This is a genomic window from Pseudomonas sp. SP16.1 (genome assembly GCF_052682975.1).
On sequence record NZ_JBQYFZ010000001.1, the window covers coordinates 3,454,349 to 3,480,148 of the forward strand.

The following is a 25,800-nucleotide window of genomic DNA, read 5'->3' on the forward strand; positions in this document are numbered from 1 at the left end:
CGGGCTTGCCCGGCGTTCGTTTGCCTGGAGAACCAAGGAATGTACGACCCTAGCCCGGATGCAATCCGGAAGTATTCCTGGCCCCGGATTGCATCCGGGCTTCGTACCGGCCTGCTGCTCGGTCTGCTCGCGGTCCTGACCGGCTGCTCGACCCTCGGCGGCGGCGATGGCGGTGGCCCCAGCGAAACCGGCAAGGCCTCCTACTACGGCGACCGCCATCACGGGCGCAAGACCGCCAGCGGCGAGCGCTTCGACCAGCATGCGCTGACCGCCGCGCACCGCAGCCTGCCGTTCGGCAGCCGGGTCAAGGTGACCAATCTGAACAACGGCCGCAGCGTAGTGGTGCGCATCAACGACCGCGGCCCCTTCGTGCGCGGACGCGTGATCGACCTGTCGCGCCGCGCGGCGCAGCAGCTCGACATGCTGCGCGCCGGGGTGGTGCCGGTACGACTCGAGCCGCTGGACTGAAACAGGACTGGTAACAAATCGCCTCCCTGCCCCACTGGCGCGGCGAATCGCCATCGCTACACTAGCCGCACTTTTTTTCGGAGCCTTCCTGCAATGACAATGATGACCTACGTCTACCTGATCGCCGGCCTGGTGCTGCTGGTCGCCGGCGCCGAGGTGCTGGTACGCGGCGCCGCCAAGCTGGCCGCCCAGTTTGGCATTCCGCCCCTGGTGATCGGCCTGACCGTGGTGGCCTTCGGCACCAGCGCGCCGGAAACCGCGGTGAGCGTGCAATCGGCGTGGAACGGCAGCGGCGACCTGGCCATCGGCAACGTGGTCGGCAGCAACATCGCCAACGTCCTGCTGATTCTCGGCCTGACCGCGCTGGTCGCGCCGCTGATCGTCTCGCGCCAGCTGATCCGCCTCGACGTGCCGCTGATGATCGGCGCCAGCCTGGTGACCTTCGCCCTGGCCTGGGACGGCGAACTGAGCCGACTGGACGGGGCGCTGCTGTTCAGCGCGGTGGTGGCCTACACCACCTTCCTGGTCATCAGCAGCCGCCGGGACAAGGGCGGCGAAGACGACGAGTTCGCCAAGGAATTCGGCCTGCACGAGCCGGCCAAGCCCTATGCCTGGGCCATCAACCTCGGCCTGGTGATCGTCGGCCTGGCGCTGCTGGTGGGTGGCTCCAACCTGCTGGTCGAAGGCGCCGTGACCCTGGCCCGTGCCCTCGGCTTGTCCGAACTGGTGATCGGCCTGACGGTGATCGCCGTTGGCACCTCGCTGCCGGAGCTGGCCACCTCGATCATCGCCGCCTTCAGGGGTGAACGCGATATCGCCGTGGGCAACATAGTCGGCAGCAACATCTTCAATCTGCTCTGCGTGCTGGGCCTGGCCTCGCTGGTGGCGCCGACGGCGATTGCGGTGTCGCCCAATGCCCTGGCATTCGACTTCCCGGTGATGATCGCGGTGGCCGTGGCCTGCCTGCCGATCTTCTTCGTCGGCTATCGCATCAACCGCTGGGAAGGCGCGCTGTTCCTCGCCTACTACGCGGCCTACACCGGCTACCTGGTGCTGTTCGCCACCGGCCGGCCGTTCGCCCAGACCTTCGGCGAGGCGATGATCGGCTACGTGCTGCCGCTGACCGCCGTGACCCTGGCGATCATTGCCGCGCGCGCCTGGCACAAACAACGTGGGCAGGAGATCTGAGCATGAGCGACAAGCACGAACAGGGCCTCAAGGTGCGCCGCGAAGTGATGGGCGACGCCTTCGTCGACCGCGCCCTGGGCAATGCCACCGAGTTCACCCAGCCGCTGCAGGACTTCGTCAACCAGCACGCCTGGGGCGGTGTCTGGACCCGCGACGGCCTGCCGCGCGCCACCCGCAGCCTGATCACCCTGGCCGCGCTGACCGCGCTGAAATGCCCGCAGGAGCTCAAGGGCCACGTGCGCGGCGCGCTGAACAACGGCTGCACGGTGGAGGAAATCCGCGAAACCCTGCTGCATTGCGCGGTCTACGCCGGCGTGCCGGCGAGCCTCGACGCCTTCCGCGCGGCGCAGGAAGTGATCGACGAGTACCAGCGCAACGCCTCGTAGGAGCGGCTTGCCGGCGATCCGCTAATCGCCGGCAAGCCGGCTCCTACAGAAGGCGCTAGATCCAGCCGCCCCATTGCAATACCAGCAAACCGACGTTGGTCGTGATCACCGCCGCCAAGGTGGTGATCACGATGATCGCCGCGGCCAGTTCGTGGTTGCCGCCCACGGCGCGGGCCATGACGAAGCTGGCCGCCGCCGTGGGGCTGGCGAAATAGAGGAAGAGGATCGCCAGGTCCGCCTCGCGAAAGCCGTACAGCCAGGCGCCTGCGGTTGCCAGCAGCGGCAGCCAGACCATCTTCATCAGGCTGGCACTCAGCGCCGTGCCGCTGCTCTGGCGCAGCGAGGCCAGGCTGAGGGTGCCGCCGATGCAGATCAGCGCCAGCGGCAACGTCATCTGCGCGAAGTACCCGGCCGAGGTCAGCAGCCAGTCCGGCAAGGCGATCCGCCAGTAGGCGAAGGGAATCGCCAGCAGCACGCCGATGATCAGCGGGTTGATCAGGATGCTCCTGGCGATGGCCAGCGGCCCGGCCCTGGCGCCGGGGCTGTAGATGGCCAGGACGATGGCCGAGAGCACGTTGTAGCAGAGGATCACCACCCCGCCGAGCACCGCGCCCAGCGACAGGCCGTAGTCGCCGTAGAGGCTGGTGGCCAGGGCCAGGCCGATAATGCCGTTGTTGCCGCGAAAGGCGCCCTGGGTGTAGATGCCGCGATCGGCATGGGGAATGCGCCAGATTGCCCAGCCCCAGGCCATGGCGAAGCAGACCAGGGTGGCGACGACGAAGAACAGCAGCAGCGCCGGCTGCAGCGCCGCATTCAAGTCGGCCCGGACTATGCCGAGAAACAGCAGGGTCGGCATGGTGCCGCGAAACACCAGGCTCGAGGCGGTATCGACGAAGGCGCGGTCGATCCAGTGCAGGCGCTTGAGCGCCACACCGAGAAACAGCATGGCGAACACCGGCGCGGTGATGGCGAGGGTTTGCTGGACGACGGCGAGCATGAAAGCACCGGAGGGGTTGTCTGACGACCTATGTTAGCTGGCTAACAATTTTTCGGCCATGGCCAAGGCAAGGCCTCCCACAGGCGTAAAGCCGTTCACTTGAGCATCAGGTCGTCTCGCCCTCCGGACTGCGATGCCCTCAGTCGCAGGGCGGACTTAGCCTTGTAGGGTGGGCCGGACGGCGATCCGCTTTAGCCCACGCCGACCACAGTTGGTGGGCTAAAGCCCACCCTAAGGGCCTTTGCAGCAGCCCCCCAATACTTGCTGCAGATATCAAAGCGGGCGTCTAGGCGGCCCTGCGCCCTCACGCGAGGGCGCGGATCAGCGGCGTACGGGGCGCTTCTGCAACTTGCGCTGCAGGGTGCGGCGGTGCATGCCGAGGGCGCGGGCGGTGGCGGAGATATTGCCCTCGTGCTCGGCCAGCACGCGCTGGATATGCTCCCACTGCAGGCGATCCACCGACATCGGGTTTTCCGGCACCAGGCTGTCCAGATCGGCATGTTCGGAGAGCAGCGCGGTGAGCACGTCGTCGGCATCGGCCGGCTTGCACAGGTAGTTGGCGGCGCCGCGCTTGATCGCCTCCACCGCGGTGGCGATGCTGGAGTAGCCGGTGAGGATCACCACACGCATCTCCGGATCGAGCTCGAGCAGCTTGGGCAGCAGCACCAGGCCGGAGTCGCCCTCCATCTTCAGATCGACCACGGCGTAGTCCGGCAGGTCGTCCTTGGCCAGCGCCAGGCCCTCCTCGGCACTGGAGGCGGTGGACACGCGCAGGCCGCGGCGGCTCATGGCGCGCGCCATGACCCGGGTAAAGGTGGGATCGTCGTCCACCAGCAGCAGGTGCGGTTGTTCTTCCCCTTCGAACAGGGATTCTTCGCTCATCTCGACTCCTCGTCAGGCCACGCCATAGGCCCGCGGCAACTTCAGTTCGGTGAGGGTGCCGCCTTCCTCGTGGTTATACAACTTAACCGTGCCGCCGGCACGAGTCACGCTGGCCTGGCTGAGGAACAGACCAAGGCCGAAGCCCTTGCCCTTGGTGGTGAAGAACGGCCGACCGAGCTGCTCGGCGATGGCCAGCGGCACGCCGGCGCCGTGGTCGCGAATGCTCAGGCGCAGCCACTGGTGATCCCAGTCGAGGCGGATGTCGAGCTTGTCCGGGCAGGCGTCGGCGGCGTTGTTGAGCAGATTGAGCAGCGCCTGGGTCAGATCGGCAGGCGGCATGATGCGCGGCGGCGTGCCCCGGCCGAGACACTGGTAGCGGTAGCTGGCCTCGGGACGCATCAGGTGCCAGCGATTGAGGGTGGTCTCCAGCCATTCGACGCAGGACTGCTCCACCACCGCCTGACGGCGGTCGTTCTCGGCGGCGCGCACCAGTTGCTGCAGGGTGTCCTTGCACAGCTTGACCTGCTCCTGCAGCAGCGCCAGGTCGTCCTGCAGCGCCGGCTGGTCGCGGTGCTCCTGGCGCAGCTCCTTGAGCAGCACGCTCATGGTCGCCAGCGGCGTGCCCAGTTCGTGGGCGGCGCCAGCGGCCTGGGTGGCCACGGCCAGCAGCTGCTGGTCGCGCAGGCTTTCTTCGCGGCGCTCGGCGCGCAGCTCGTCCTGGCGACGCAGCTCCTCGGCCATCTTGGCGACGAAGAAGGTGATCAGCGCAGCGGCCAGCGCGAAGCTCAGCCACATGCCGTACACCAGCAGGCTCTCGCGCGCCGCCGGCAGTTCAAGCGGGTGCGTCCATACCAGCAGCAGGGTGTAGCCGGCCAGCGCCAGGCCGGCCAGGACGATGGTGAACAGCCACGGCAGGGTGGCCGCGGCGATGGTCAGCGGCACCAGGTAATAGGAGACGAAGGGGTTGGTCGAGCCGCCCGAGTAGTACAGCAGCACGCTGTGGATAATCAGATCGCAGCCCAGCTGCACGGCGTACTCGAGTTCGGTCACCGGCCATGGGCCGCGCAGGCGCAGGGCCGTGCCCAGGCACAGCAGCAGCGACACGCCGAGGGTCGCCGACAGCTCCAGCCAGGGCAGCGGCAGCATCCCCGACTTGTAGGCGAGCCCCACCGAGCCGGCCTGGGCGGCCAGCACGAGGATACGGATCAGGGTCAGGCGCCAGAGGTTCTGGCGGCTGGCGGACAACAACTGCACAGGTTCGAGCATGGCGACTCCATTAGCTGCGGCGAGTATAACCAAGCCTGACGCGGCCTTCCGCCGCTGCGGCAACCGGCCGCACGGCGCCCGCAAAAAAATGAACCGGCGTTAACCCGAAAAGTCACAAGGCTTCGTCTACCCTCGGGAAACGGCCGCCCGGCCATCGACAAGGAACCGTACATGCACGCACTGACCCGTATCGCCACCGCCCTCGCCCTGACCGCCGCCAGCCTGGCCAGCGCCAGCCTGCTGGCCGAGGAGGCGCGCTACAACCAGATCGCCCTGCGCGCCGAGGTCAACCAGGAGGTGGCCCACGACCTGATGCACGTCACCCTCTATACCGAGGCGCAGCACGCCGACCCGGCCAAGCTGGCCGCCGAGATCACCACCACCCTCAACCAGACCCTGGAGCAGGCGCGCCAGGTTCGCGGCGTGTCGGTCAAGCTGGGCAGCCGCCACAGCTACCCGGTGTATGACGAGAAAGGCCAGAAGATCAGCGCCTGGCGCGAACGCGCCGAGGTGCGCCTGGAGAGCGCCGACTTCGCCCGCCTGTCGAAGCTGACCGGCGAACTGCTGCAATCGATGAAGATGGCCGGCATGGACTTCAGCATCGCCTCCGGCACCCGCAAGGCCCACGAGGACGCCATGCTCAAGGACGCCGTGAATGCCTTCCGCGCCCGCGCGCAACTGGCCACCGAGGCGCTCGGCGGCAGGAGCTACAAGCTGGTCAACCTCAACCTCAGTAGCGGCGGCTTCCAGCCGCCGATGCCGATGCGCGCCTACGAGGCCAAGGGCATGGCGATGATGGACGCGGCGCCCACGCCACAGATCGAAGCCGGCACCAGCCAGGTGACGGTCAGCGCCGACGGCGTCATCGAGGTGCAGATGCCCTGAACCGGCACTCGACCAACGCAACGCCGCTACCGCAAGATAGCGGCGTTTTGCCATTTTTCACCGACGTTCTTTTATAAATGCGACAGCGAGTTACATCGCTGTAGCGCTATCCATGACAAACGCGACATAGCACTTGCCTGGGGCACGAGGCCTGCATAGCTTCGGCGGTGGCCCTCACAAGGGGTCCCTCAAGGATCACAACCACAACAACGATGAGGTCATGATGCGCAAGAACGCCGTTATCCAGGCTTTGCTTACCGCCGGGCTGATCGCCAGCGCCCCCCTCGCCAGCGCCGCCAACCTGGTGTTCTGTTCCGAAGGCAGCCCCGCCGGTTTCGATCCGGGCCTGTACACCACCGGCACCGATTTCGACGCCGCAGCAGAAACCATCTTCAACCGCCTGACCCAGTTCGAGCGCGGCGGCACCAAGGTCGAACCCGGCCTGGCGCAAAGCTGGGAAGTGTCCGATGACGGGCTGGTATATACCTTCAAGCTGCGCCCGGGGGTGAAGTTCCACAGCACCGAGTACTTCAAGCCCAGCCGCGAATTCAACGCCGACGACGTGCTGTTCACCTTCAGCCGCATGCTCGACAAGGATCATCCGTTCCGCAAGGCGTATCCCACCGAGTTTCCCTACTTCACCGACATGGGCATGGACGCCAATATCGCCAAGCTGGAGAAACTCGATGACCTGACCGTGCGCTTCACCCTCAACGAAGTGGACGCCGCCTTCGTGCAGAACCTGGCGATGAGCTTCGCCTCGATCCAGTCCGCCGAGTACGCCGACCAGCTGCTCCAGGCCGGCAAGGCCGCCGACATCAACCACAAGCCGATCGGCACCGGCCCCTTCGTCTTCAGCCGCTACCAGAAGGACGCGGTGATCCGCTACAAGGGCAACAAGGACTACTGGAAGCCCGATGACGTGAAGATCGACAACCTGATCTTCGCCATCAACACCGACGCCTCGGTGCGCATGCAGAAGCTCAGGGCCGGCGAATGCCACGTCACCCTGTTCCCGCGCCCGGCGGATATCCAGCCGCTGCAGCAGGATGCCAACCTGCAGATGCCCGAGCAGGCCGGCTTCAACGTCGGCTACATCGCCTACAACGTCACCCACCCGCCGTTCGACAAGCTCCAGGTGCGCCAGGCGCTGGACATGGCGGTGAACAAGCAGGCGATCCTCGATGCGGTGTACCAGAGCGCCGGGCAACTGGCGGTCAATGGCATGCCGCCGACCCAGTGGTCGTATAACGAGACCATCGAGGACCCGGCCTTCGACCCGGACAAAGCCAAGCAGCTGCTCCAGGCCGCCGGAGTCAAGGAAGGCACCGAGATCACCCTGTGGGCCATGCCGGTGCAGCGCCCGTACAACCCCAATGCCAAGCAGATTGCCGAGATGCTGCAGGCCGACTGGGCCAGGATCGGTATCAACGCACGCATCGTCAGCTACGAATGGGGCGAATATCTCAAGCGCGCCAAGGCCGGCGAGCACGACGCCATGCTGATCGGCTGGAGCGGCGACAACGGCGACCCGGACAACTGGCTCGGCACCCTCTACGGTTGCGATGCGGTCGACGGCAACAACTTCTCCAAGTGGTGCTTCGAGGACTACGACAGGCTGGTCAAGGCCGCCAAGCGCACCACCGACGTCGCCGAGCGCACCGAGTTGTACCGGCAGGCGCAGGTGATCCTCAAGCGCGAGGTGCCGATCACCCCGCTGGCCCACTCCACCGTGTACCAGCCGATGCGCAAGGAAGTGCAGGACTTCCGCATCAGCCCCTTCGCGCTCAACTCCTTCTATGGTGTAGGTATAGCCAAGTGATGGCAGGCGGCGCGCCTGCGGGTGCGCCGCTTCTACCCCGGTCAGGAGTTCCCATGTCACCCATGTCCTTGCTACGTGGCGGCCTGCTGCTGACGGCCCTGTTCGTGGCTCACGCCCAGGCGGCCGACAGCCTGGTGGTGTGTACCGAGGCCAGCCCGGAAGGCTTCGATATCGTCCAGTACACCGCGGCGACTACCGCCGACGCGAGCGCGGAAACCCTGTTCGAACGCCTGGTGGCCTTCGCCCCCGGCAGCACCGAGCTGGTGCCGGCGCTGGCAGAAAGCTGGGAAATCTCCTCCGACGGCCTGAGCTACAGCTTCACCCTGCGCCAGGGGGTGAAATTTCACGCCAACAACGACTTCACGCCCACGCGCGCGTTCAATGCCGACGACGTGCTGTGGAGCTTCCAGCGCCAGCTCGATCCGACACATCCCTGGCACAAGCTGTCGCTGCGCGGCTTCCCCTATGCCGAGGCCATGGGCCTGGCAAAGCTGATCGAACGTGTGGAGAAACTCGACGAACATCGGGTGCGCTTCGTCCTCAGGCATCCGGAGGCGCCCTTCCTGGCCAACCTGGCCATGGGCTTCGCCTCGATCTATTCGGCCGAATACGCCGAGCATCTGCTCGCCAGCGGCAAGCCCGAACGGCTGAACAACGCACCCATCGGCACCGGCCCCTTCGTCTTCGAGCGCTATGCCAAGGACGCCCAGGTGCGCTTTCGCGGCAACCCGGACTACTGGGACGGCGCGCCGGCGATCCAGCGCCTGGTGCTGGCCATCACCCCCGAGCCCAACGTGCGCCAGCAAAGGCTCAAGGCCGGCGATTGCCAGATCGCCCTCTACCCGCGCCCGGTGGACATCCCGGCACTGAAGGCCGACCCGCGGCTGCAGGTACTGGAATTGGATTCGCTGCTGACCGCCTATATCGGCATCAACACCCGCCACCGGCCGCTGGATGACGTGCGCGTGCGCCAGGCGCTCAACCTGGCGTTCGACAAGGCCGCCTATATCCGCGCGCAGTACGGCGAGGGCAACGCCACACCGGCGGTGGCGCCCTACCCGGCGACGCTCTGGGGCCATGACCCCGAGCTCGAGGACTGGCCGCGCGATGTCGAACGCGCGCGTCGATTGCTGGCCGAGGCCGGCCATGGCGATGGCTTTGCGTTGTCGATCTGGACCCGCCCCGGCGGCGGCCCGACCAACCCCAACCCGGGTATCGGCGCGCAGATGCTGCAGGCCGATCTCGCCGCCATCGGCATCCGCAGCGACATCCGCGTACTCGAATGGGGCGAGCTGATCAAGCGCGCCAAGAACGGCGAGCACGACCTGGTGTTCATGGGCTGGGCCGGCGACAACGGCGACCCGGACAACTTCCTCAGCCCCAACCTGTCCTGCGCCGCGGCCGAAAGCGGCGAGAACCAGGCCGGCTGGTGCGACCAGGCCTTCGACGCGCTGATCGCCCAGGCGCGCCGCGAGCCCGAGCAGGAAAAACGCGCCGCGCTCTATCGTCAGGCCCTGGCGATCTTCCATAAACAAGCACCGTGGATCGCCCTGGCCCATCCCAAGCAGTTCGTCGCGCTGCACAAAGGCGTCGAAGGTTTCGTCCTCAGCCCCATGGGCTCGAACAATTTCGCCAGGGTGAAGCTGCCATGAGTCCTCGCCGTCCGGCTCTTGTGGGAGGCGCTTTAGCCGCGAACCTGTCGCCGCTGAAACGCCACCCACAAGGCATATGCCAACCAGATATCTACCCCGGATTGCATCCGGGCTACGACACGACCACAACAACGCCGGACCATGCAGTCCGCCGCCCGCATCCCGCCACGGAGTAGAACCGCCTGATGCTGTCCTTTATCGCCAGACGCCTGGGGCTTTTGATCCCCACCTTCTTCGGCGTCACCCTGCTGACCTTCGCGCTGATCCGCCTGATCCCCGGCGACCCGGTGGAAGTGATGATGGGCGAACGCCGCGTCGACCCCGAGATGCACGCCCAGGCCATGGAGCGCCTGGGGCTGAACAAGCCGCTGTACGCCCAGTACTTCGACTACATCGGCCAACTCGCCAGCGGCGACCTGGGCGAGTCGCTGCGCTCGCGCGAAAGCGTGTGGAGCGAGTTCCTCACCTTGTTCCCCGCCACCGTCGAACTGGCCCTGGCGGCGCTGCTGCTGGCCGGCACCCTGGGCGTGATCGCCGGGGTGATCGCGGCGCTCAAGCGCGGCTCGCTGTTCGACCACGGGGTGATGGGCATCTCGCTGACCGGCTACTCCATGCCGATCTTCTGGTGGGGCCTGCTGCTGATCATGTTCTTCTCGGTCGGCCTGGGCTGGACGCCGGTGTCCGGACGCATCGACCTGCTCTACGACATCCCGCCGGTCACCGGCTTCATGCTGATCGACACGCTGCTGAGCGATGAAGAAGGTGCCTTCCTCGATGCCCTGCACCACCTGATCCTGCCGGCCATCGTGCTCGGCACCATCCCGCTGGCGGTGATCGCGCGGATGACCCGCTCGGCCATGCTCGAAGTGCTGCGCGAGGACTATATCCGCACCGCGCGGGCCAAGGGCCTGTCGCCGGCGCGGGTGGTGTTCGTGCATGGCCTGCGCAACGCACTGATCCCGGTGCTGACCGTATTCGGCCTGCAGATCGGCAGCCTGCTGGCCGGTGCGGTGCTGACCGAGACCATCTTCTCCTGGCCGGGCATCGGCAAATGGCTGATCGAAGCCATCGGCGCCCGCGACTACCCGGTGGTGCAGAACGGCATCCTGCTGATTGCAGCCCTGGTGATCCTGGTCAACTTCACCGTGGACATCCTCTATGGCCTGGCCAATCCACGTATTCGCCATCAGAAATAAGGACGGCGCGATGAATCGTCTCATGGGGTGCGCCGTGCGCACCATGATTACGGATCAACATTCGGTGCGCACAGCGCACCCTACGAAGTTCATCCTCATGGAGGGGGCACACCCATGACCACCTCCACCACCCTCGACCAGAGCCTGCTCTACCCCTCGCCGCTGAAGGAGTTCTGGCAGGCCTTCAGCCACAACAAGGGCGCACTCGCCGGCCTGGCGTTCATGCTGCTGATGGTGTTCTGCGCGCTCTTTGCCCCATGGATAGCGCCGCATAACCCCAGCGAGCAGTACCGCGACTTCCTGCTCACCCCGCCGGTCTGGCTGGAGGGTGGCCAGTGGCAGTTCCTGCTCGGCACCGACGAGCTGGGCCGCGACCTGCTCTCACGGCTGATCCATGGCGCGCGCCTGTCGCTGCTGATCGGCCTGGCCTCGGTGGTGCTGTCGCTGATCCCCGGCATCCTCCTCGGTCTGGCCGCCGGCTTTTTCCCGCGCCTGCTCGGCCCCGCCATCATGCGCCTGATGGACATCATGCTGGCGCTGCCGTCGCTGCTGCTGGCGGTGGCCATCGTCGCCATCCTCGGCCCGGGGCTGATCAACACCATCTTCGCCATCGCCATCGTCTCCTTGCCCAGCTACGTGCGCCTGACCCGCGCCGCCGTAATGGGCGAGCTGGGTCGCGACTACGTCACCGCCGCGCAGTTGTCGGGCGCCGGCCGGCTGCGCCTGATGTTCGTCACCGTGCTGCCCAACTGCATGGCGCCGTTGATCGTGCAGGCCACCCTGAGTTTTTCCTCGGCGATTCTCGACGCCGCCGCGCTGGGCTTTCTCGGCCTCGGCGTGCAGCCGCCGACGCCCGAGTGGGGCACCATGCTGGCCTCGGCGCGCGACTATATCGAGCGCGCCTGGTGGGTGGTGACCCTGCCCGGCCTGGCAATTCTGCTCAGCGTGCTGGCGATCAACCTGATGGGCGACGGCCTGCGTGACGCCCTCGACCCGAAACTGAAGAACGCCATCTGAGGACGCCCATATGCACAAGATGATCCCGGAGCGCATGGCGCACCCTACTCAGGTCCACACGGGGGCCGATTTATGAGCCTGCTGGATATCCGCAACCTGTCCGTGCGCTTCGGCGCCACCGAGGCCGTGCCGGTGGTCGATGGCCTCGACCTGTGCGTGGACAAGGGCGAAGTGCTGGCCATCGTCGGCGAGTCGGGCTCCGGCAAGTCGGTAACCATGATGGCGCTGATGGGCCTGATCGACGCGCCCGGCATCGTTCGCGCCGATTGCCTGCAGTTCGACGGCACCGACATGCTGCGCCTGAAGGGCCGCCAGCGCCGGCATATAGTCGGCAAGGACCTGGCGATGGTGTTCCAGGACCCGATGACCGCGCTCAACCCCAGCTACAGCGTGGGCTTCCAGATCGAGGAAGTGCTGCGCCAGCATATGGGCCTGAAAGGCAAGGCGGCGCGCGCCCGAGCCCTCGAGCTGCTGGAACGGGTGGAGATCCCCGCCGCCGCCAGCCGCCTGGATGCCTACCCGCACCAGCTTTCCGGCGGCATGAGCCAGCGCGTGGCGATCGCCATGGCGATTGCCGCCGAACCCAAGCTGCTGATCGCCGACGAGCCGACCACGGCGCTGGACGTGACCATCCAGGCGCAGATCATGGAACTGCTGCTGAACCTGCAGCGCGACCAGGGCATGGCCCTGGTGCTGATCACCCACGACCTGGCGGTGGTCGCCGAGACCGCCCAGCGCGTCTGCGTGATGTACGCCGGCCAGGCGGTGGAGCTGGGCAGCGTTCCGACCCTGTTCGACGCGCCCAGCCATCCCTACACCGAAGCGCTGCTCAAGGCGCTGCCTGAGAGGAGCTTGGCCGAGCACAGCGCCGGCGCCCGCCGCCTGGCCACGCTGCCCGGCATAGTGCCCGGCCGCTACGACCGCCCGCAGGGCTGCCTGCTGTCGCCGCGCTGCCCCTACGTGCAGGAGCGCTGCCGCCAGCAACGCCCGACGCTGGACCAACACGCCCGTGGCGCCGCGCGCTGCTTCTTCCCGCTGGAGGTGGCCTGATGGAAACGGTACTCAGCGCCCATGAACTGACCCGGCACTACAGCGTCTCGCGTGGCCTGTTCAAGCCGGCGGCATCGGTGCAGGCGCTCAACGGCGTGTCCTTTGACCTGCGGGCCGGCAAGACCCTGGCGGTGGTCGGCGAGTCCGGCTGCGGCAAGTCCACCCTGGCCCGCGCCCTGACCCTGATCGAGGAACCCAGCGCAGGCTCCCTGCGGATCGTCGGGCGCGAGGTGGCCGGCGCCAGCCGGGCCGAGCGCAAGCAACTGCGCCGCGACGTGCAGATGGTGTTCCAGAACCCCTACGCCTCGCTCAACCCGCGGCAGAAGATCGGCGATCAGTTGGCCGAGCCGCTGCTGATCAACACCGACCTGAGCCGCGCCGAACGCCGCGAGCGGGTGCAGGCGATGATGCAGCAGGTGGGCCTGCGTCCCGAGCATTACCAGCGCTACCCGCACATGTTCTCCGGCGGCCAGCGCCAGCGCATCGCCCTGGCCCGCGCGATGATGCTGCAGCCGCGGGTGCTGGTGGCGGACGAGCCGACCTCGGCGCTGGACGTGTCGATCCAGGCGCAGGTGCTCAACCTGTTCATGGACCTGCAGGAGCAGTACGAGACCGGCTACGTGTTCATCTCGCACAACCTCGCGGTGGTGCGCCATGTGGCCGACGAGGTGCTGGTGATGTACCTCGGCCGCCCGGTGGAAATGGGCCCGGCCGAAGCACTCTACGACCGCCCGCTGCACCCCTACACCCAGGCGCTGCTGTCCGCCACGCCGACCATCCATGCCGATCCGCACAAGCCCAGGATCAAGATAGTCGGCGAGCTGCCCAATCCGCTCGACCCGCCGTCAGGCTGCGCCTTCCACAAGCGCTGCCCGCACGCCGACGAGCGCTGCCGCGGCGAACGCCCCGAACTGCGCCTGATCGATGCACGGCAGGTGGCCTGCCACCATGTCGAGCGTATCGCCCTCTGAAGGAGCAGGACGATCGCCACGGACACGGCACCCTCGGGGCGAAGCGCTTGGCCCGGCGCCGTGCCGTTGCGCGCACGAGCGTTCGCACCGGTTTGAAAGCGCATTGCGGATTGGCAGCCTCCGGCAGCAGGCGGACAATTACCGGCAAGTCCACCCGAGGAGGCACCGATGCTCGACCAGGATCGCTGCTGGCAAGCCGTCTGCGCGCGCGATGCGCAGGAGGACGAGCGCTTCGTCTTCGCCGTGCGCAGCACCGGCATCTACTGCCGGCCGAGCTGCCCGGCACGGCGGCCACGGCGCGACAACGTCAGCTTCCACCGCAACGCGGCCAGCGCCGAGGCCGCCGGCTTCCGCCCGTGCAAGCGTTGCTCGCCGCAGGGCCAGAGCCCGGCGCAGCAGCTCGATGCACTGGTCGCCGCGGCCTGCGAGCTGCTGCGCGGCGAACGCCGCCTGACCCTGACGCAACTGGCGGCGCGTATCGGCCTGTCGCCCTCGCACCTGGCGCGCGCCTTCAAGGCCCGCACCGGCCTGACGCCCAACGCCTGGGCCGCCGCCCAGCGGCGCCAGAGCCTGGATGCGCAACTGGGCGAAGCGGGCAGCGTGCTCGACGCAGCACTGGCCGCCGGCTATTCCGGCACCCGCGCGCTCTATGAAAAACCGCAGGCGATGAGCCCGGGCCGGCGCCGCCAGCGCGGCGCCGGCGAACATCTGCGCTACGCCGTCGCCCCCTGCCCGTTGGGTCGGGTGCTGCTGGCAGCCAGCGACAGGGGCGTCTGCGCCCTGCTGTTCGGCGACGACGAATCGGCGCTGCGTGAGGACCTGCAACAGCGCTTCGCCGCCGCTCACCTCGAAGAGGACGCAACGCGGCTGAAGGAATGGCTGCAGCGGGTGCTCGAGCAACTGGACGAGCCGCAGCGCGCGGCGCGGCTGCCGCTGGACGTGCGCGGCACGGCGTTCCAGCAACGGGTCTGGCAGGCGCTGCAGACGATCCCCAGCGGCCAGACGCGCAGCTACGCCGAGCTGGCCGGGCAGCTGCACAGCCACCCGCGCGCGGTGGCCCGCGCCTGCGCCAGCAACGCCATCGGCCTGCTGTTGCCCTGCCACCGCGTGGTGGCCAGCGATGGCAGTCCGGGCGGCTACCGCTGGGGGCTGGCGCGCAAGCGGCAGCTGCTGGAACAGGAAAGCCAGGACACGTAGCCCGGATGCAATCCGGGGAACATCATGGCCGACATTCCCCGGATTGCATCCGGGCTACAGGATTAGCGCCGCGCCCCCAGGCCCTTAGACCAGCATCGCCTTGGCCACCTCGTCGCGCTTGCCGCGGCCGACCAGCTGCTCCACCAGGGTCAGGGCGAAGGCCAGCGCGGTGCCCGGGCCCTGGCTGGTGATGCAGTTGCCGTCGACCACCACCGGCTCGTCGACGAAGGTGCAGCCGCTGAGACGATCGCTGAAGCTCGGGTAGCAGGTCATGCGCCGCTGCCGGAGCACGCCGTATTGCTGCAACGCCAGCGCCGGCGCGGCGCAGATCGCAGCGAACAGCTCGCCGGCCCTGGCCTGCTGGCGCACCCGCTCGGCCAGCGGTTCGAACTCGGCCAGATGCTGGGCGCCGGGCATGCCGCCGGGCAGCACGATCAGGTCGAAATCCTGGGCCAGCACGTCCAGCAGCATGGCGTCGGCGGTCAGCCGGGTCCCGCGCGCGCAGGTGATCATGCGCCGTTCCTCGACGCTGGCGACCACCACCTCGACTTCGGCGCGGCGCAGCACGTCGATCAGGGTCACGCATTCGATGTCTTCGTTACCGTCTGCGACGGCGATCAGGGCTCGCTTGCTCATGTTCGACTCCTTGCGGCAGAAACAGAAACTGTCCATTCGGTCATAAAAATGGCCTCGATATTGCAGTGCAACGGCCGGCAGACGGGCCGCTCGCGGCCCTCGGCCCACAAATTCACCGGCGAAAACCTTGCTGGTATCATGCGCGGCTTTTGCACAAACCGGCAATTTCCGGCCGGATTATGCTTTGCTTGCTTCTGAGCATTTTTGGCGCACTCGCGCCTCGGGGAGACTCCATGCTGGAAAGATTGTTCCAACTCAAGGCCCACAATACCAATGTGCGCACCGAGGTGATCGCGGGTCTGACCACCTTCCTGACCATGGCCTACATCCTCTTCGTCAATCCGGAGATGCTGGCCAAGACCGGCATGGATCAGGGCGCGGTGTTCGTCGCCACCTGTCTGGCCGCGGCCATCGGCTCGCTGATCATGGGCCTGCTGGCCAACTACCCGATCGCCCTGGCGCCGGGCATGGGCCTCAATGCCTTCTTCACCTACACCGTGGTGATGACCATGGGCTACAGCTGGCAGACCGCCCTGGGCGCGGTGTTTCTCTCCGGCGCGATCTTCTTCCTGCTGTCGATCTTCAAGATTCGCGAGTGGATCATCAACAGCATCCCGCTGGCCCTGCGCGCCGGCATAGCCGCCGGTATCGGCCTGTTCCTGGCGATCATCGCACTGAAGAACGCCGGCATCGTGGTCGACCACCCGGCCACCCTGGTGACCCTCGGCGACATGAGCCAGGGCGGCGCGCTGCTGGCCTGCCTGGGCTTCTTCCTGATCGCCGCGCTGGCCTACCGGCGCGTCACCGGCGCGGTGATGATCGGCATCCTCGTGGTCACCGGGCTGTCCATCGCGCTGGGCCTGTCCAGGCTCGACGCCGTGGTCTCGATGCCGCCGTCGCTGCTGCCGACCCTGCTGCAGCTGGATATCGCCGGCGCCCTGGACATCGGCCTGCTCAGCGTGATCTTCGCCTTCCTCTTCGTCGACCTGTTCGACACCTCCGGCACCCTGGTCGGCGTGGCGCAGAAGGCCGACCTGCTGGACAAGGACGGCAAGATGCCGCGCCTGGGCCGCGCCCTGCTGGCCGACAGCAGCGCGACCATGGCCGGCGCCGCGCTGGGTACCAGCACCACCACCAGCTACATCGAGTCGGCCGCCGGCATCAGCGCCGGCGGACGCACCGGCCTGACCGCCTGCGTGGTCGCCGCGCTGTTCCTGCTCAGCCTGTTCTTCGCCCCGCTGGCCGGCGCGGTGCCGGCCTACGCCACCGCGCCGGCGCTACTGTTCGTCGCCGTGCTGATGATGAGCGCGCTGGCCAAGATCGACTGGGACGATTTGACCGTCGCCGCCCCGGTGGTGGTCGCCGCGCTGGCCATGCCGCTGACCTTCTCCATCGCCAACGGCATCGCCTTCGGCTTCATCGCCTGGACCGCGGTCAAGCTGCTGGCCGGCCGCTGGCGCGAACTGAACGCGGCGATGTGGATTCTCTCCGCGCTGTTCGTCGTCAAGCTGGGCCTGTTCGCCTGATTCACGTCGACGGGACCGTAGGGTGGGCTTCAGCCCACCTTTTGAGGCCCCCCCAGGCGCCGACGAGCGACCCAAGGCAGGTCGGCACCGGCTCCGCTACAATGGCGCCCCGTTTTCCTGCCCCAAGAGTGATCGATGAGCCGCCCCGCATTCGACCCCGCCGCCTACGACGCCCAACTCGCCGAGAAGAAGGCCCGCCTGGTCGAGCTGTTGGCCCCGTTCGCCGCCCCCGAGCCCGCGGTGTTCGACTCGCCGCGCGAGTACTACCGCCTGCGTGCCGAGTTCCGCCTGTGGCGCGAAGACGGCCAGCGCCATTACGCCATGTTCGCCCCCGGCGACAAGCACACGCCGATCCTGCTCGACGACTTCCCCATCGCCAGCCTGCGCATCAACCAGCTGATGCCGCGCCTGCGCGCCGCCTGGCAGGGCAGCGAGGCGCTGTCGTTCAAGCTGTTCCAGGTGGAATTCCTCACCACTCTGGCCGGCGATGCGCTGATCACCCTGGCCTACCACCGCCCGCTGGACGCCGCCTGGCAGGCCGCGGCCGAGCAATTGGCGAGCGAGCTGAACGTCAGCCTGGTCGGCCGCTCGCGTGGCCAGCGCCTGGTGATCGGCCGCGACTATGTGGAGGAGGAACTGAGCGTGGCCGGACGCCGCTTCCGTTACCGCCAGCCGGAAGGCGCCTTCACCCAGCCCAACGGCGCGGTGTGCGAGAAGATGTTGAACTGGGCCCATGGCGCCCTCGGTCAGCGCGACGACGACCTGCTGGAGCTGTACTGCGGCAACGGCAACTTCACCCTGCCGCTGGCCACCCGCGTGCGCAAGGTACTCGCCACCGAGATCAGCAAGACCTCGGTGAACGCCGCGCTGGCCAACCTGGAAGCTAACGGCGTGGACAACGTCGAGCTGGTGCGCCTGTCCGCCGAGGAGCTGACCCAGGCGCTCAACGAGGTGCGCCCGTTCCGCCGCCTGGCCGGTATCGACCTGAAAAGCTACGAGTTCGGCAGCGTGTTCGTCGACCCGCCGCGCGCCGGCATGGACCCGGATACCTGCGAGCTGACCCGGCGCTTCGAGCGCATCCTCTATATCTCCTGCAACCCCGAGACCCTGGCCGCCAATATCGCCCAGCTGAGCGACACCCACCGGGTGACGCGCTGCGCGCTGTTCGACCAGTTTCCCTATACCCACCATATGGAGGCCGGAGTGTTGCTAGAGCGGCGCTAAGCCATGCTCTTAGCCGCCTCGGACTAGGGTGGAAAACCGCGCAGCGTTTTCCACCACAAGCGACAGGTGGACAAGCTTCGCGTTGTCCACCCTACCTAACCAGGCGTGCCGCGTAGCCCGCGCAGCGCCCACCACGCCAGCCCGGCCGACACCACCTCCAGCAGCAGCGCGTAGAGGTTGAAGGTCTGCTGCGCGCCGCCGTCCAGCCACAGGCCGGCGATGCGCGCCAAAGCCAGCGCGGCGTAGAGCAGCACCAGCAGCATCAGCGCCGGGCGCAGCAGCTCGCCGCGCAGCAGCGCCAGCAGCAGGTAGGCGGCCAGGCCCAGCTGCAGGCCACCGTAGTAGGCACGCACCTCGGTCACCGCGGCATTGCTCATCAGCAGCGCGCCGCTGTAGCTGGCCATGGTCTCTGGCTGGATGAAGTAGGCCAGGCCCAACCCGCCGAGGGCGGCGATCTGCAACAGCAGGACGATGCGGGCAAGCGGCATGGGGCGCTCCTCGTTCGACGAGTGGCGAGCATAGTCCGGGCCCGCCCCGGCCGAAAGCCTGGAGTCGCGCAGCAGGCCTGCGCACCTTGCGCTGGCGCACAGTTGCGGACAAATGTTCATGGCGCTTTCGCCGGGATGATCTACAACTACCCGTGCAACAGCCACACCCCACCGTACTCGACAAGGAGGTCGACATGCCCGCCTGCCCCTCGCGCCGCCCTCGCCCTTCCGCTCGCCGGCCGCAGCGCCGCGCGCCCGTCTGAGTACCTTTCCCGTCATCCTCCCCAGGAGCCCAACCCGCTGCACCCTGAGCCGGCAGCGCCCAGCGGCGCGCCGCAGCCAATATAGAGACATAACGGACACCCTGCCCCATCGCGCGAGTCGCCCTCGCCTGGCAGGCGTGCACCACGTCAAGGAGATGATCCATGCGCAAGCCCCAAGGAACCCTGATCAGCACATTGGCGATTGCCACCCCCTTGTTCGCCGCCCTGGCCCAGGCCGGCACCTACCCCGACTTCGGCTACCAGCCGCCCGCCAGCGAATACAGCGGCCCGCTGTTCCAGCTCAGCCAGTCCTACCCCGCCGAGACGCCGCCGGCGTCCGCCCTGCCGGCGTTCTTCAAGCTGCTGCCGAGTTCGCCGAGCAACGATTTCGAGACCTGGCGCGAGTACATGGCGGCGGTCAAGGACTACTGCCTGGAAGGCAACGTGGAAAACGACTGGAACGTGCAGAAGAACAGCCTGCGCCAGTGGTTCCACATGCCCTGGCAGCATTATGGCCCGCTGGGCCGCGAAGGCATTCATGGCCTGACCAAGGAAGCGCAGATCCAGGCCAAGCAGCTCGCCCCGACCCAGACCACCACCGGTCAGACCTACGCGGTCGGCATCTACAACGACATCGGCGCCTACACCATCGGCCAAGTCTGGAAGGACCCGCACAACCCCAACCCTGAATTCACCTCCACGCCCAACAGCTTCGCCGACGGTACCGTGGTGTGTAAGGCCCTGTTCGCCGACGTCGACCGCAGCCAGGTGCCGTTCCTGCAGAACCCGGTGCTCTGGCAGGGCTATATCACCAAGAGCTTCGATTCGGCCGATCGCGAGGTGAAGGAAGTCGCCCTGATCCAGATGGACATCGCCGTGCGCGACACCCGCATCAACGAGACCGGCTGGATCTTCGGCACCTTCCAGTACAACGGCGCCGTCACCGGCAAGGCTGGCTGGGACAACCTGGTGCCGGTCGGCATCATGTGGGGCAACGACCCGCAGGACAGCGGCAATGACTACAGCAACCCGCAGCCGAGCCAGACCCGGATCAACCCCAACCTCAAGCAGACCGCGATCAACGCCAACAGCGCAGAGCTGCCGCCGACCCACCTGGGCTGGAACGGCCGCCTCAACGGCCCGGTGGACAATCCGGTGAGCTCCTGCATGAGCTGCCACATGACCGGCGAGTACCCGCAACTGGCGATCATGAACCCGACCTTCCAGGCCAACCCCCCGGCCGTGGGTTCGCCCGAGTGGATGCGCTGGTTCCAGAACATCCCCGCCGGCCAGCCCTTCAGCCCCGGCACCAAGAGCACCGACTACAGCCTGCAGCTGGCCGGCGGCCTGGCCAACTTCTATGACTGGAAGTGCAACCAGGGCGGCGTCTTCGTCGATGGCCACAATGCCTGCCAGAAGGCCGGCCAGCTCAAGCTGATGCTCAAGAGCGGCGTGAAGCCGGAGCAGATCCAGCCGGTGCAGCGCGACCCCGGCCTGAAGCAACTGGAGTGACCTGCCGCGGCTCCGGAGTTCGCCTCCGGAGCCGTCCAGCGGCCCTTGGGCATCCCCCCGCCATGGCGCTATGCTGGACGCCCGCTTTTCAGGAGTTCTGCCATGCGTCGCTCGCTACTCGCCCTCTGCCTCTTCACCGGCCTGGCCCAGGCCGGCGACGCGTTGACCATCGACGTGCACCGCGACGCCAACTGCGGTTGCTGCAAGGCCTGGATCAGCCACCTGCAGGACAACGGCTTCACCGTCAACGACCACGTCGAAACCGACATGGCCGCGGTCAAGCAGCGCCTCGGCGTGCCGCCGCGCCTGGCTTCGTGCCACACCGGGGTGATCGACGGCAAGTTCGTCGAAGGCCACGTGCCCGCCGCCGACATCCTCAAGCTGCGCCAGCGCGCCGACCTGCTCGGCGCCGCCGTGCCCGGCATGCCCATGGGTTCGCCCGGTATGGAGTACGGCGACCGCGTCGACGCCTACCAGGTGATCGGCCTGGATCGCGAGCGGCGCGACCAGGTGCTGGCCGACTATCCCGGCAACTGACAGGAGTTGGACGATGCGCTGGCGCAAGGCAAGACGCAGTGACAACCTGGTGGACGCGCGCGGCCGCCCGGGCGGCATGAGGGTCGGCGGCAAGGGCCTGAGCCTGGGCGGGGTGGCGGTGATCGTCATAGTCGGCCTGCTGCTGGGCCAGGATCCGCTGCAGATCCTCGGCCAGATCGCCGGCCAGGCCACCCAGACCAGCCAGGTCGGCCTGCCGCAGGGCGAGGCGCCGGCCGCAGGCGACGAACAGAGCGAGTTCGTCCGCGCCATCCTCGGCGACACCGAGGACACCTGGCGCGCGCTGTTCCAGAACGCCGGCCAGCAGTACCGCGACCCCAAGCTGGTGCTGTTCTCCGGCGGCGTCAATTCCGCCTGCGGCTTCGCCAGCTCAGCAGTCGGCCCCTTCTACTGCCCGGGCGACCAGCGGGTCTACCTCGACATGGCGTTCTTCCGCGAGCTGGAACAGCGCTTCGCCGCCGCCGGCGACTTCGCCCAGGCCTACGTGATCGCCCACGAAATCGGCCACCACGTGCAGACCCTGCTCGGCGTCTCGGCCAAGGTCAACGCGGCGCGCCAGCGCGGCGAACGGGTCGAAGGCGACGGTGGCCTGCTGGTGCGCCAGGAACTGCAGGCCGACTGCCTGGCCGGGGTCTGGGCGCACCATGCGCAGCGCCGCCACGACTGGCTGGAGGAAGGCGACCTGGAAGAAGCGCTGAACGCCGCCAGCGCCATCGGCGACGACCGCCTGCAGCAGCAGGCGCGCGGCCAGGTGGTACCGGACGCCTTCACCCACGGCAGCTCGGCGCAGCGCGTGCGCTGGTTCCGCATCGGCTTCGACAGAGGCCAGCCGGGACGCTGCGATACCTTCAAGGTGGCGCGATTGTAGCCCTGGGATTCTGTCGGCGGTGCGCGCGGCGCACCCTACGAGGTGCCGCAAGTCCGTAGGGTGTCGCGGGGCCGCCCAGGCCGTGCGCACCCAATCCCCCGGATACCCAAGGGTGCCCCCATGAAAACTCAGCCCAACTGCACCAGCAACTCCGCACAATCGCGCGCATGCAGTTCGGTCAGCTCAGGCCAGGGATTGTCCGGCAGGTTGACCAGCACGCCGCGCGCGCCGGCGGCCTGGGCGCATTCCAGGTCGAAGCGGTAGTCGCCGACCATCACCAGCTCTCGCGGCGTGACGCTCCAGCGCTCGGCCAGGTGCAGCAGGCCGCCCGGATGCGGCTTGGGCGGCGCCTCGTCGCGGCCGAGGATATCCGCCGTGGCGAAGCAGTCGTCCAAGCCGATGGCCTGCAGGGTCAGCAATGCCAGCTCGTGGGCGTTGCGGGTAAGGATGCCGAGCCGGCAGCCGCGCTCGCACAGCGCGCGTACCAGATCGATGGCGCCCGGTGCCGGGCGCGAGGCCACCGCCAGTTCGCGCTCGTGCTCCAGCAGCCAGGCATGCTTCTGCGCGGCTTCCTCCGCCGGCAGCGCCGCCAGGTGATGGAGGATGTCGTCGTCCTGGGGGATGCCCAGCGCCCGCTTGATCGCCGGGAAGTCGTGCACCGCCAGGGTCAGGGTGCCGTCCATGTCGAACACCCAGTGGCGCGCCGTCGCCAGCTGCCTCATTTCCAATCTTCCCGCACGCGGGTCAGGCCTTCCTGCGCGGCCGAGGCCACCAACTCGCCCTGGCGGTTGTAGATGCTGGCGCGGGAGAAGCCGCGGGCGTTGCCGGCCCAGGGGCTGTCCATGGCGTAGAGCAGCCAGTCGTCCATGCGCAGGTTGCGGTGGAACCACAGCGAATGGTCGAGGCTGGCCACCTGCATGAACTTCTGGAACACCGACACGCCGTGCGGCTGCATCGAGGTGGTGAGCAGATTGAAGTCGCTGGCGTAGGCCAGCAGGTACTTGTGCAGCTGCGGGTCGTCCGGCAGCTCGCCGGCGGCGCGAAACCACACGTACTTGACCGGCTCGCAAGGCTCGGGGGCGAAAGGGTTGATCAGCGTCACCGGGCGGATCTCGATCGGCTTGTCGCTGATCGCCCGCTCGCGCATGCGCTCGGGGATCATCGCCTGCACCATCCGCGCCAGCTCGGTCTCCGATTTCAAGTCTTCCGGGCCGGGAATATCGGGCATCTCGCTCTGGTGGTGGAAACCCTCCTCCTCGTACTGGAACGAGGCGCTGCAGAAGAAGATCGGCTTGCCCTTCTGCACCGCCACCACCCGGCGGGTGCTGAAGCTGCCGCCGTCGCGGGTGCGCTCGACCTGGTAGACCACCGGCAGGCTGGCGTCGCCGGGGCGCAGGAAATAGCCGTGCATGGAGTGCACGTGGCGGTCGGCGTCGACCGTCTGGCTGGCCGCCGAGATGCACTGGCCGAGCACCTGGCCACCGAACAGCTGGCGGAAGCCCAGGTCCTGGCTGCGCCCGCGGAACAGGTTTTCCTCAATCTGCTCCAGGCTGAGCAGCGCGACCAGATCGTCGAGCACCTGGGTCATGGGGTCTCTCCTTGCACAGGGGGAATACGGGGTTGCGGGTAGGCCGGCAGAGACGTCAGGCGTTGGTCCCAGACGGCGCGGCCGAGGGTGAAATGGTAAAGACTTTGCCAGCTGCTGTCGGCATCGCCGAGCAATTCATGCAGCGCATCGTCGAAATAGCAGCCGATGCCGGTGGCCGACAGCCCCGCCGCCTCGGCCTCCAGATAGAGCAGCTGGCCGATCTGCCCGCACTCCCAGTACAGTCGCGGATAGCGCCAGGCGCCCTCGGCCACCGCCTGCTCGACGCGCGCCAGCATGGCCAGGGCCAGGCAGCCGTCGGCGGCGATGTCCTGACCGCAACTGAGAAAGCCCGCCAGGCCGCGTGCATCGCCTTCGAGCAGGCGATACAGCGGCAACTCGTCGTCCACCCGCTGCCACTGGTAATCCACGCGCAGCGGCTGCACGCCGCGGCCGGTGCGATCCAGCCAGTACAACCCCGGCGCCAGGCCCTGCACGCGATGGACGAACAGCAGCAGGTCGATCTCGCTCGGCTCGCCGGTAATCGCGAAGGGCACCGGCGACTGCGCCGGCAGCAGGCGGCGCAGCCAGGCCAGCAGCAGCTCGGCGCGAATGCCGCCGCGCCCGTCCATGGCCTGGGCGCTGCGCCGCCGGTGCAGGATCGGCCGCAACGGCAGGCCGGGGTTGTCGGCGCGCACGGCGGCCGGCTCGGCTTTCCACCAGATCGGCGGCAGCGCCGGCGCCCGGCACAGCGCGTGCACCCGCTGCAGCTCCGGCCAATGCCGATACTGGCGCGACAGGCGATTGGGCGCGCCTTGCAGTTCCAGCTGCATCAGGCCGCCGAGCAGCGCCTCGGGCAGGCGCGGTTCGGCCTCCTGCGCCGGGCCGATCCAGAGCAGACAGTCGGCGTGTTCGGCCTCGTGAAAGCCCGCGCGATCCAGCCCCAGCAGCGCATCCAGACGCTCCTCGGCGACGCCGCGCAACAGCCGCACCTGCCAGCCCTGCACGCCGGCGGCGATGGCGACGGCCGCCAGGGCATGGCCGAGGTCGTGCTGGCAGTAGCGGTAGGCGCGCTCGCCGTATTTCCAGGCCTCGCGCCAGGGGATGCTGGCCAGGCCGACGAGAAAACCGCCGTGCGGCAGGCAGTCGGCAAGCTGCTGCCCCAGTGCCGCCGGCAGTTCGCCGCGCAGCTCCAGGGCATGGGCGTCCGGGGCGTAGTGGGCCAGCACACCGGTGCCACCGACGACTCCGGGCGGCAGCAGCAGATAGGCCTCGGTCGGATGCAGGTTGCCGGACGAAGGATTGACCCGCAGCGCCCAGCGATTGCCGCCGGCCTCCTTCCAGGCGGAAATGGCCAGGCTGTCGTACAGCAGCTGCGCGATGCTGGCGCGGTCCAGTGGCGCCGGAGAAGTTTGCGCCGCGGCGAAGGCGCCGTCGTAGGCCGGCCCCTCCTCCAGTGGGCGGTGGTACAGCTCGATCAGCGGCGCGCCCTGGTAGCGACGAAACGGCGCCGGCTGGGTCGCCCAATCCAGCTGCCCCGGCCCCGGCGCGAAGCGCTCGGGCGCATGCTTGCTGAGCTGGTGATAGGCGAGCACGTCCTTCATCGCCGCGCCTCCCACTGCTCGCGGCGGATGCGATAGAGCACATGCGGCTGCAGCGGATGACCGGCCGGCAGCTGCGGATGGAGGAAATCGCCAGACTCGTCGCGCCGCATGCCGATGGCGCGCATCACCGCCTGCGACGGCCGGTTGGCCGGCACGGTAAAGCTCACCACCTGGTCCAGGCCGAGCCGCTCGAAGGCCACCGCCAGCGCCGCGCGCGCCGCCTCGCGGGCATAGCCCTGGCGCCAGTGGGCGCGGGCCAGGCGCCAGCCGATCTCCACCGCGGGCACGAAGGGGGCGGCGAAGCCGACCTGCGCCAGACCGGTGACGCCGATCAGCTCGCCGCTATCGCGCCGTTCCAGCGCCCAGAAGCCAAAGCCATGCGCGTCGAAATGGCCGCGGATGCGCGCCAGCAGCTGCGCGCTCTGTTCGCTATCCAGCGGCGCCGGGAAATGCCGCATCACCTCGGCATCGGCGTTCAGCGCGGCGAAAGCCGGCAGGTCGGCGTCGCGCCAGGTGCGCAGCAGCAGGCGCGGGCTGTGGGTCTCGATCGGCGGCATAAGGG

The 25,800-nt window shown here is 67.9% G+C and carries 25 protein-coding genes; 16 read left to right on the forward strand and 9 right to left on the reverse strand.

What is annotated here, in order from left to right; all coding sequences use genetic code 11:
- Window positions 1–39 precede the first annotated feature (39 nt).
- The 3 genes from ACUTAF_RS16515 (at window position 40) to ACUTAF_RS16525 (ending at window position 2,042) form a co-directional block, all read left to right on the forward strand.
- Window positions 40–468, forward strand: a complete 429-nt coding sequence (locus tag ACUTAF_RS16515; protein WP_445580978.1) for a septal ring lytic transglycosylase RlpA family protein — start codon at window positions 40–42, stop codon at window positions 466–468.
- Between the two features lie 93 nt (window positions 469–561).
- Window positions 562–1,656, forward strand: a complete 1,095-nt coding sequence (locus tag ACUTAF_RS16520; protein ID WP_445580979.1) for a calcium/sodium antiporter — start codon at window positions 562–564, stop codon at window positions 1,654–1,656.
- A 2-nt stretch (window positions 1,657–1,658) separates the two neighbouring features.
- Entirely contained in the window at window positions 1,659–2,042 is a 384-nt protein-coding gene (locus tag ACUTAF_RS16525) for a carboxymuconolactone decarboxylase family protein (RefSeq protein ID WP_445580980.1), read from the forward strand.
- 55 nt (window positions 2,043–2,097) lie between these two features.
- On the opposite strand, the gene ACUTAF_RS16530 is transcribed toward ACUTAF_RS16525, so the two are convergent.
- From ACUTAF_RS16530 to ACUTAF_RS16540, 3 genes are all read right to left on the reverse strand, one after another.
- Entirely contained in the window at window positions 2,098–3,039 is a 942-nt protein-coding gene (locus ACUTAF_RS16530) for an AEC family transporter (protein ID WP_445580981.1), read from the reverse strand.
- Between the two features lie 321 nt (window positions 3,040–3,360).
- The gene (locus ACUTAF_RS16535; protein ID WP_445580982.1) at window positions 3,361–3,921 is read right to left on the reverse strand and encodes a response regulator transcription factor; all 561 of its coding nucleotides are present in this window, start codon (window positions 3,919–3,921) and stop codon (window positions 3,361–3,363) included.
- A 12-nt stretch (window positions 3,922–3,933) separates the two neighbouring features.
- The gene (locus tag ACUTAF_RS16540; RefSeq protein WP_445580983.1) at window positions 3,934–5,187 is read right to left on the reverse strand and encodes an ATP-binding protein; all 1,254 of its coding nucleotides are present in this window, start codon (window positions 5,185–5,187) and stop codon (window positions 3,934–3,936) included.
- A 171-nt stretch (window positions 5,188–5,358) separates the two neighbouring features.
- On the opposite strand from ACUTAF_RS16540, the gene ACUTAF_RS16545 reads away from it, so the two are divergent.
- The 8 genes from ACUTAF_RS16545 to ada all read left to right on the forward strand — a co-directional run bounded on the left by ACUTAF_RS16545 (window position 5,359) and on the right by ada (window position 14,977).
- Window positions 5,359–6,072, forward strand: a complete 714-nt coding sequence (locus tag ACUTAF_RS16545) for an SIMPL domain-containing protein (RefSeq protein WP_445580984.1) — start codon at window positions 5,359–5,361, stop codon at window positions 6,070–6,072.
- A 223-nt stretch (window positions 6,073–6,295) separates the two neighbouring features.
- Window positions 6,296–7,894 (forward strand): ABC transporter substrate-binding protein, encoded by a 1,599-nt coding sequence (locus ACUTAF_RS16550; protein ID WP_445582462.1) that lies wholly within the window; start codon window positions 6,296–6,298, stop codon window positions 7,892–7,894.
- Window positions 7,895–7,947: 53 nt separating this feature from the next.
- Window positions 7,948–9,546, forward strand: a complete 1,599-nt coding sequence (locus ACUTAF_RS16555; protein WP_445580985.1) for an ABC transporter substrate-binding protein — start codon at window positions 7,948–7,950, stop codon at window positions 9,544–9,546.
- 185 nt (window positions 9,547–9,731) lie between these two features.
- A complete protein-coding gene (locus ACUTAF_RS16560; protein ID WP_445580986.1) occupies window positions 9,732–10,742 on the forward strand; it encodes an ABC transporter permease subunit in 1,011 nt (336 codons plus the stop codon).
- Window positions 10,743–10,856: 114 nt separating this feature from the next.
- Entirely contained in the window at window positions 10,857–11,759 is a 903-nt protein-coding gene (locus ACUTAF_RS16565; RefSeq protein WP_445580987.1) for an ABC transporter permease subunit, read from the forward strand.
- A gap of 72 nt (window positions 11,760–11,831) precedes the next feature.
- The gene (locus ACUTAF_RS16570) at window positions 11,832–12,809 is read left to right on the forward strand and encodes an ABC transporter ATP-binding protein (protein ID WP_445580988.1); all 978 of its coding nucleotides are present in this window, start codon (window positions 11,832–11,834) and stop codon (window positions 12,807–12,809) included.
- Window positions 12,809–13,780: a peptide ABC transporter ATP-binding protein gene (locus ACUTAF_RS16575; protein WP_445580989.1), complete on the forward strand. Its 972-nt coding sequence runs from the start codon at window positions 12,809–12,811 to the stop codon at window positions 13,778–13,780. The genes ACUTAF_RS16570 and ACUTAF_RS16575 overlap by 1 nt, the downstream gene beginning before the upstream one ends.
- 168 nt (window positions 13,781–13,948) lie before the next feature.
- Complete coding sequence (ada, locus tag ACUTAF_RS16580) at window positions 13,949–14,977, forward strand: bifunctional DNA-binding transcriptional regulator/O6-methylguanine-DNA methyltransferase Ada (protein ID WP_445580990.1); 1,029 nt, start codon at window positions 13,949–13,951, stop codon at window positions 14,975–14,977.
- Between the two features lie 84 nt (window positions 14,978–15,061).
- Here the strand turns inward: ada and ACUTAF_RS16585 are convergent, their stop codons facing one another.
- On the reverse strand, window positions 15,062–15,613 hold the full coding sequence (locus ACUTAF_RS16585) for a DJ-1 family glyoxalase III (RefSeq protein WP_445580991.1): 552 nt from the start codon (window positions 15,611–15,613) through the stop codon (window positions 15,062–15,064).
- A 233-nt stretch (window positions 15,614–15,846) separates the two neighbouring features.
- Here ACUTAF_RS16585 and ACUTAF_RS16590 point away from each other — a divergent pair, with 233 nt between their 5' ends.
- Window positions 15,847–17,139, forward strand: coding sequence for an NCS2 family permease (locus tag ACUTAF_RS16590; protein ID WP_445580992.1), 1,293 nt, complete (start codon window positions 15,847–15,849; stop codon window positions 17,137–17,139).
- A gap of 135 nt (window positions 17,140–17,274) precedes the next feature.
- Window positions 17,275–18,363, forward strand: a complete 1,089-nt coding sequence (gene trmA / locus ACUTAF_RS16595) for a tRNA (uridine(54)-C5)-methyltransferase TrmA (protein ID WP_445580993.1) — start codon at window positions 17,275–17,277, stop codon at window positions 18,361–18,363.
- A 95-nt stretch (window positions 18,364–18,458) separates the two neighbouring features.
- Here the strand turns inward: trmA and ACUTAF_RS16600 are convergent, their stop codons facing one another.
- Window positions 18,459–18,851: a DUF4345 family protein gene (locus ACUTAF_RS16600; RefSeq protein WP_445580994.1), complete on the reverse strand. Its 393-nt coding sequence runs from the start codon at window positions 18,849–18,851 to the stop codon at window positions 18,459–18,461.
- A gap of 425 nt (window positions 18,852–19,276) precedes the next feature.
- Between ACUTAF_RS16600 and ACUTAF_RS16605 the strand changes: the two genes are divergently transcribed.
- The 3 genes from ACUTAF_RS16605 (at window position 19,277) to ypfJ (ending at window position 22,049) form a co-directional block, all read left to right on the forward strand.
- Window positions 19,277–20,626, forward strand: a complete 1,350-nt coding sequence (locus ACUTAF_RS16605) for a hypothetical protein (RefSeq protein ID WP_445580995.1) — start codon at window positions 19,277–19,279, stop codon at window positions 20,624–20,626.
- A gap of 102 nt (window positions 20,627–20,728) precedes the next feature.
- Window positions 20,729–21,163: a DUF411 domain-containing protein gene (locus tag ACUTAF_RS16610; protein WP_445580996.1), complete on the forward strand. Its 435-nt coding sequence runs from the start codon at window positions 20,729–20,731 to the stop codon at window positions 21,161–21,163.
- 13 nt (window positions 21,164–21,176) lie between these two features.
- Entirely contained in the window at window positions 21,177–22,049 is an 873-nt protein-coding gene (ypfJ, locus tag ACUTAF_RS16615) for a KPN_02809 family neutral zinc metallopeptidase (protein WP_445580997.1), read from the forward strand.
- A 128-nt stretch (window positions 22,050–22,177) separates the two neighbouring features.
- Here the strand turns inward: ypfJ and ACUTAF_RS16620 are convergent, their stop codons facing one another.
- Genes ACUTAF_RS16620 through ACUTAF_RS16635 form a run of 4 tightly spaced genes read right to left on the reverse strand, consistent with a single transcriptional unit; the run spans window position 22,178 to window position 25,795 of the window.
- Window positions 22,178–22,771, reverse strand: a complete 594-nt coding sequence (locus tag ACUTAF_RS16620; RefSeq protein WP_445580998.1) for an HAD family hydrolase — start codon at window positions 22,769–22,771, stop codon at window positions 22,178–22,180.
- Window positions 22,768–23,637 carry an acyl-CoA thioesterase II gene (gene tesB / locus ACUTAF_RS16625; protein WP_445580999.1) on the reverse strand — a complete coding sequence of 290 codons (870 nt, stop codon included), beginning with the start codon at window positions 23,635–23,637 and terminating at the stop codon, window positions 22,768–22,770. The genes ACUTAF_RS16620 and tesB overlap by 4 nt, the downstream gene beginning before the upstream one ends.
- Window positions 23,634–25,238, reverse strand: coding sequence for a SagB/ThcOx family dehydrogenase (locus tag ACUTAF_RS16630; protein ID WP_445581000.1), 1,605 nt, complete (start codon window positions 25,236–25,238; stop codon window positions 23,634–23,636). Before ACUTAF_RS16630 ends, tesB begins: the two co-directional genes overlap by 4 nt.
- The gene (locus ACUTAF_RS16635) at window positions 25,235–25,795 is read right to left on the reverse strand and encodes a GNAT family N-acetyltransferase (RefSeq protein WP_445581001.1); all 561 of its coding nucleotides are present in this window, start codon (window positions 25,793–25,795) and stop codon (window positions 25,235–25,237) included. Before ACUTAF_RS16635 ends, ACUTAF_RS16630 begins: the two co-directional genes overlap by 4 nt.
- Between the last annotated feature and the right edge of the window lie 5 nt (window positions 25,796–25,800).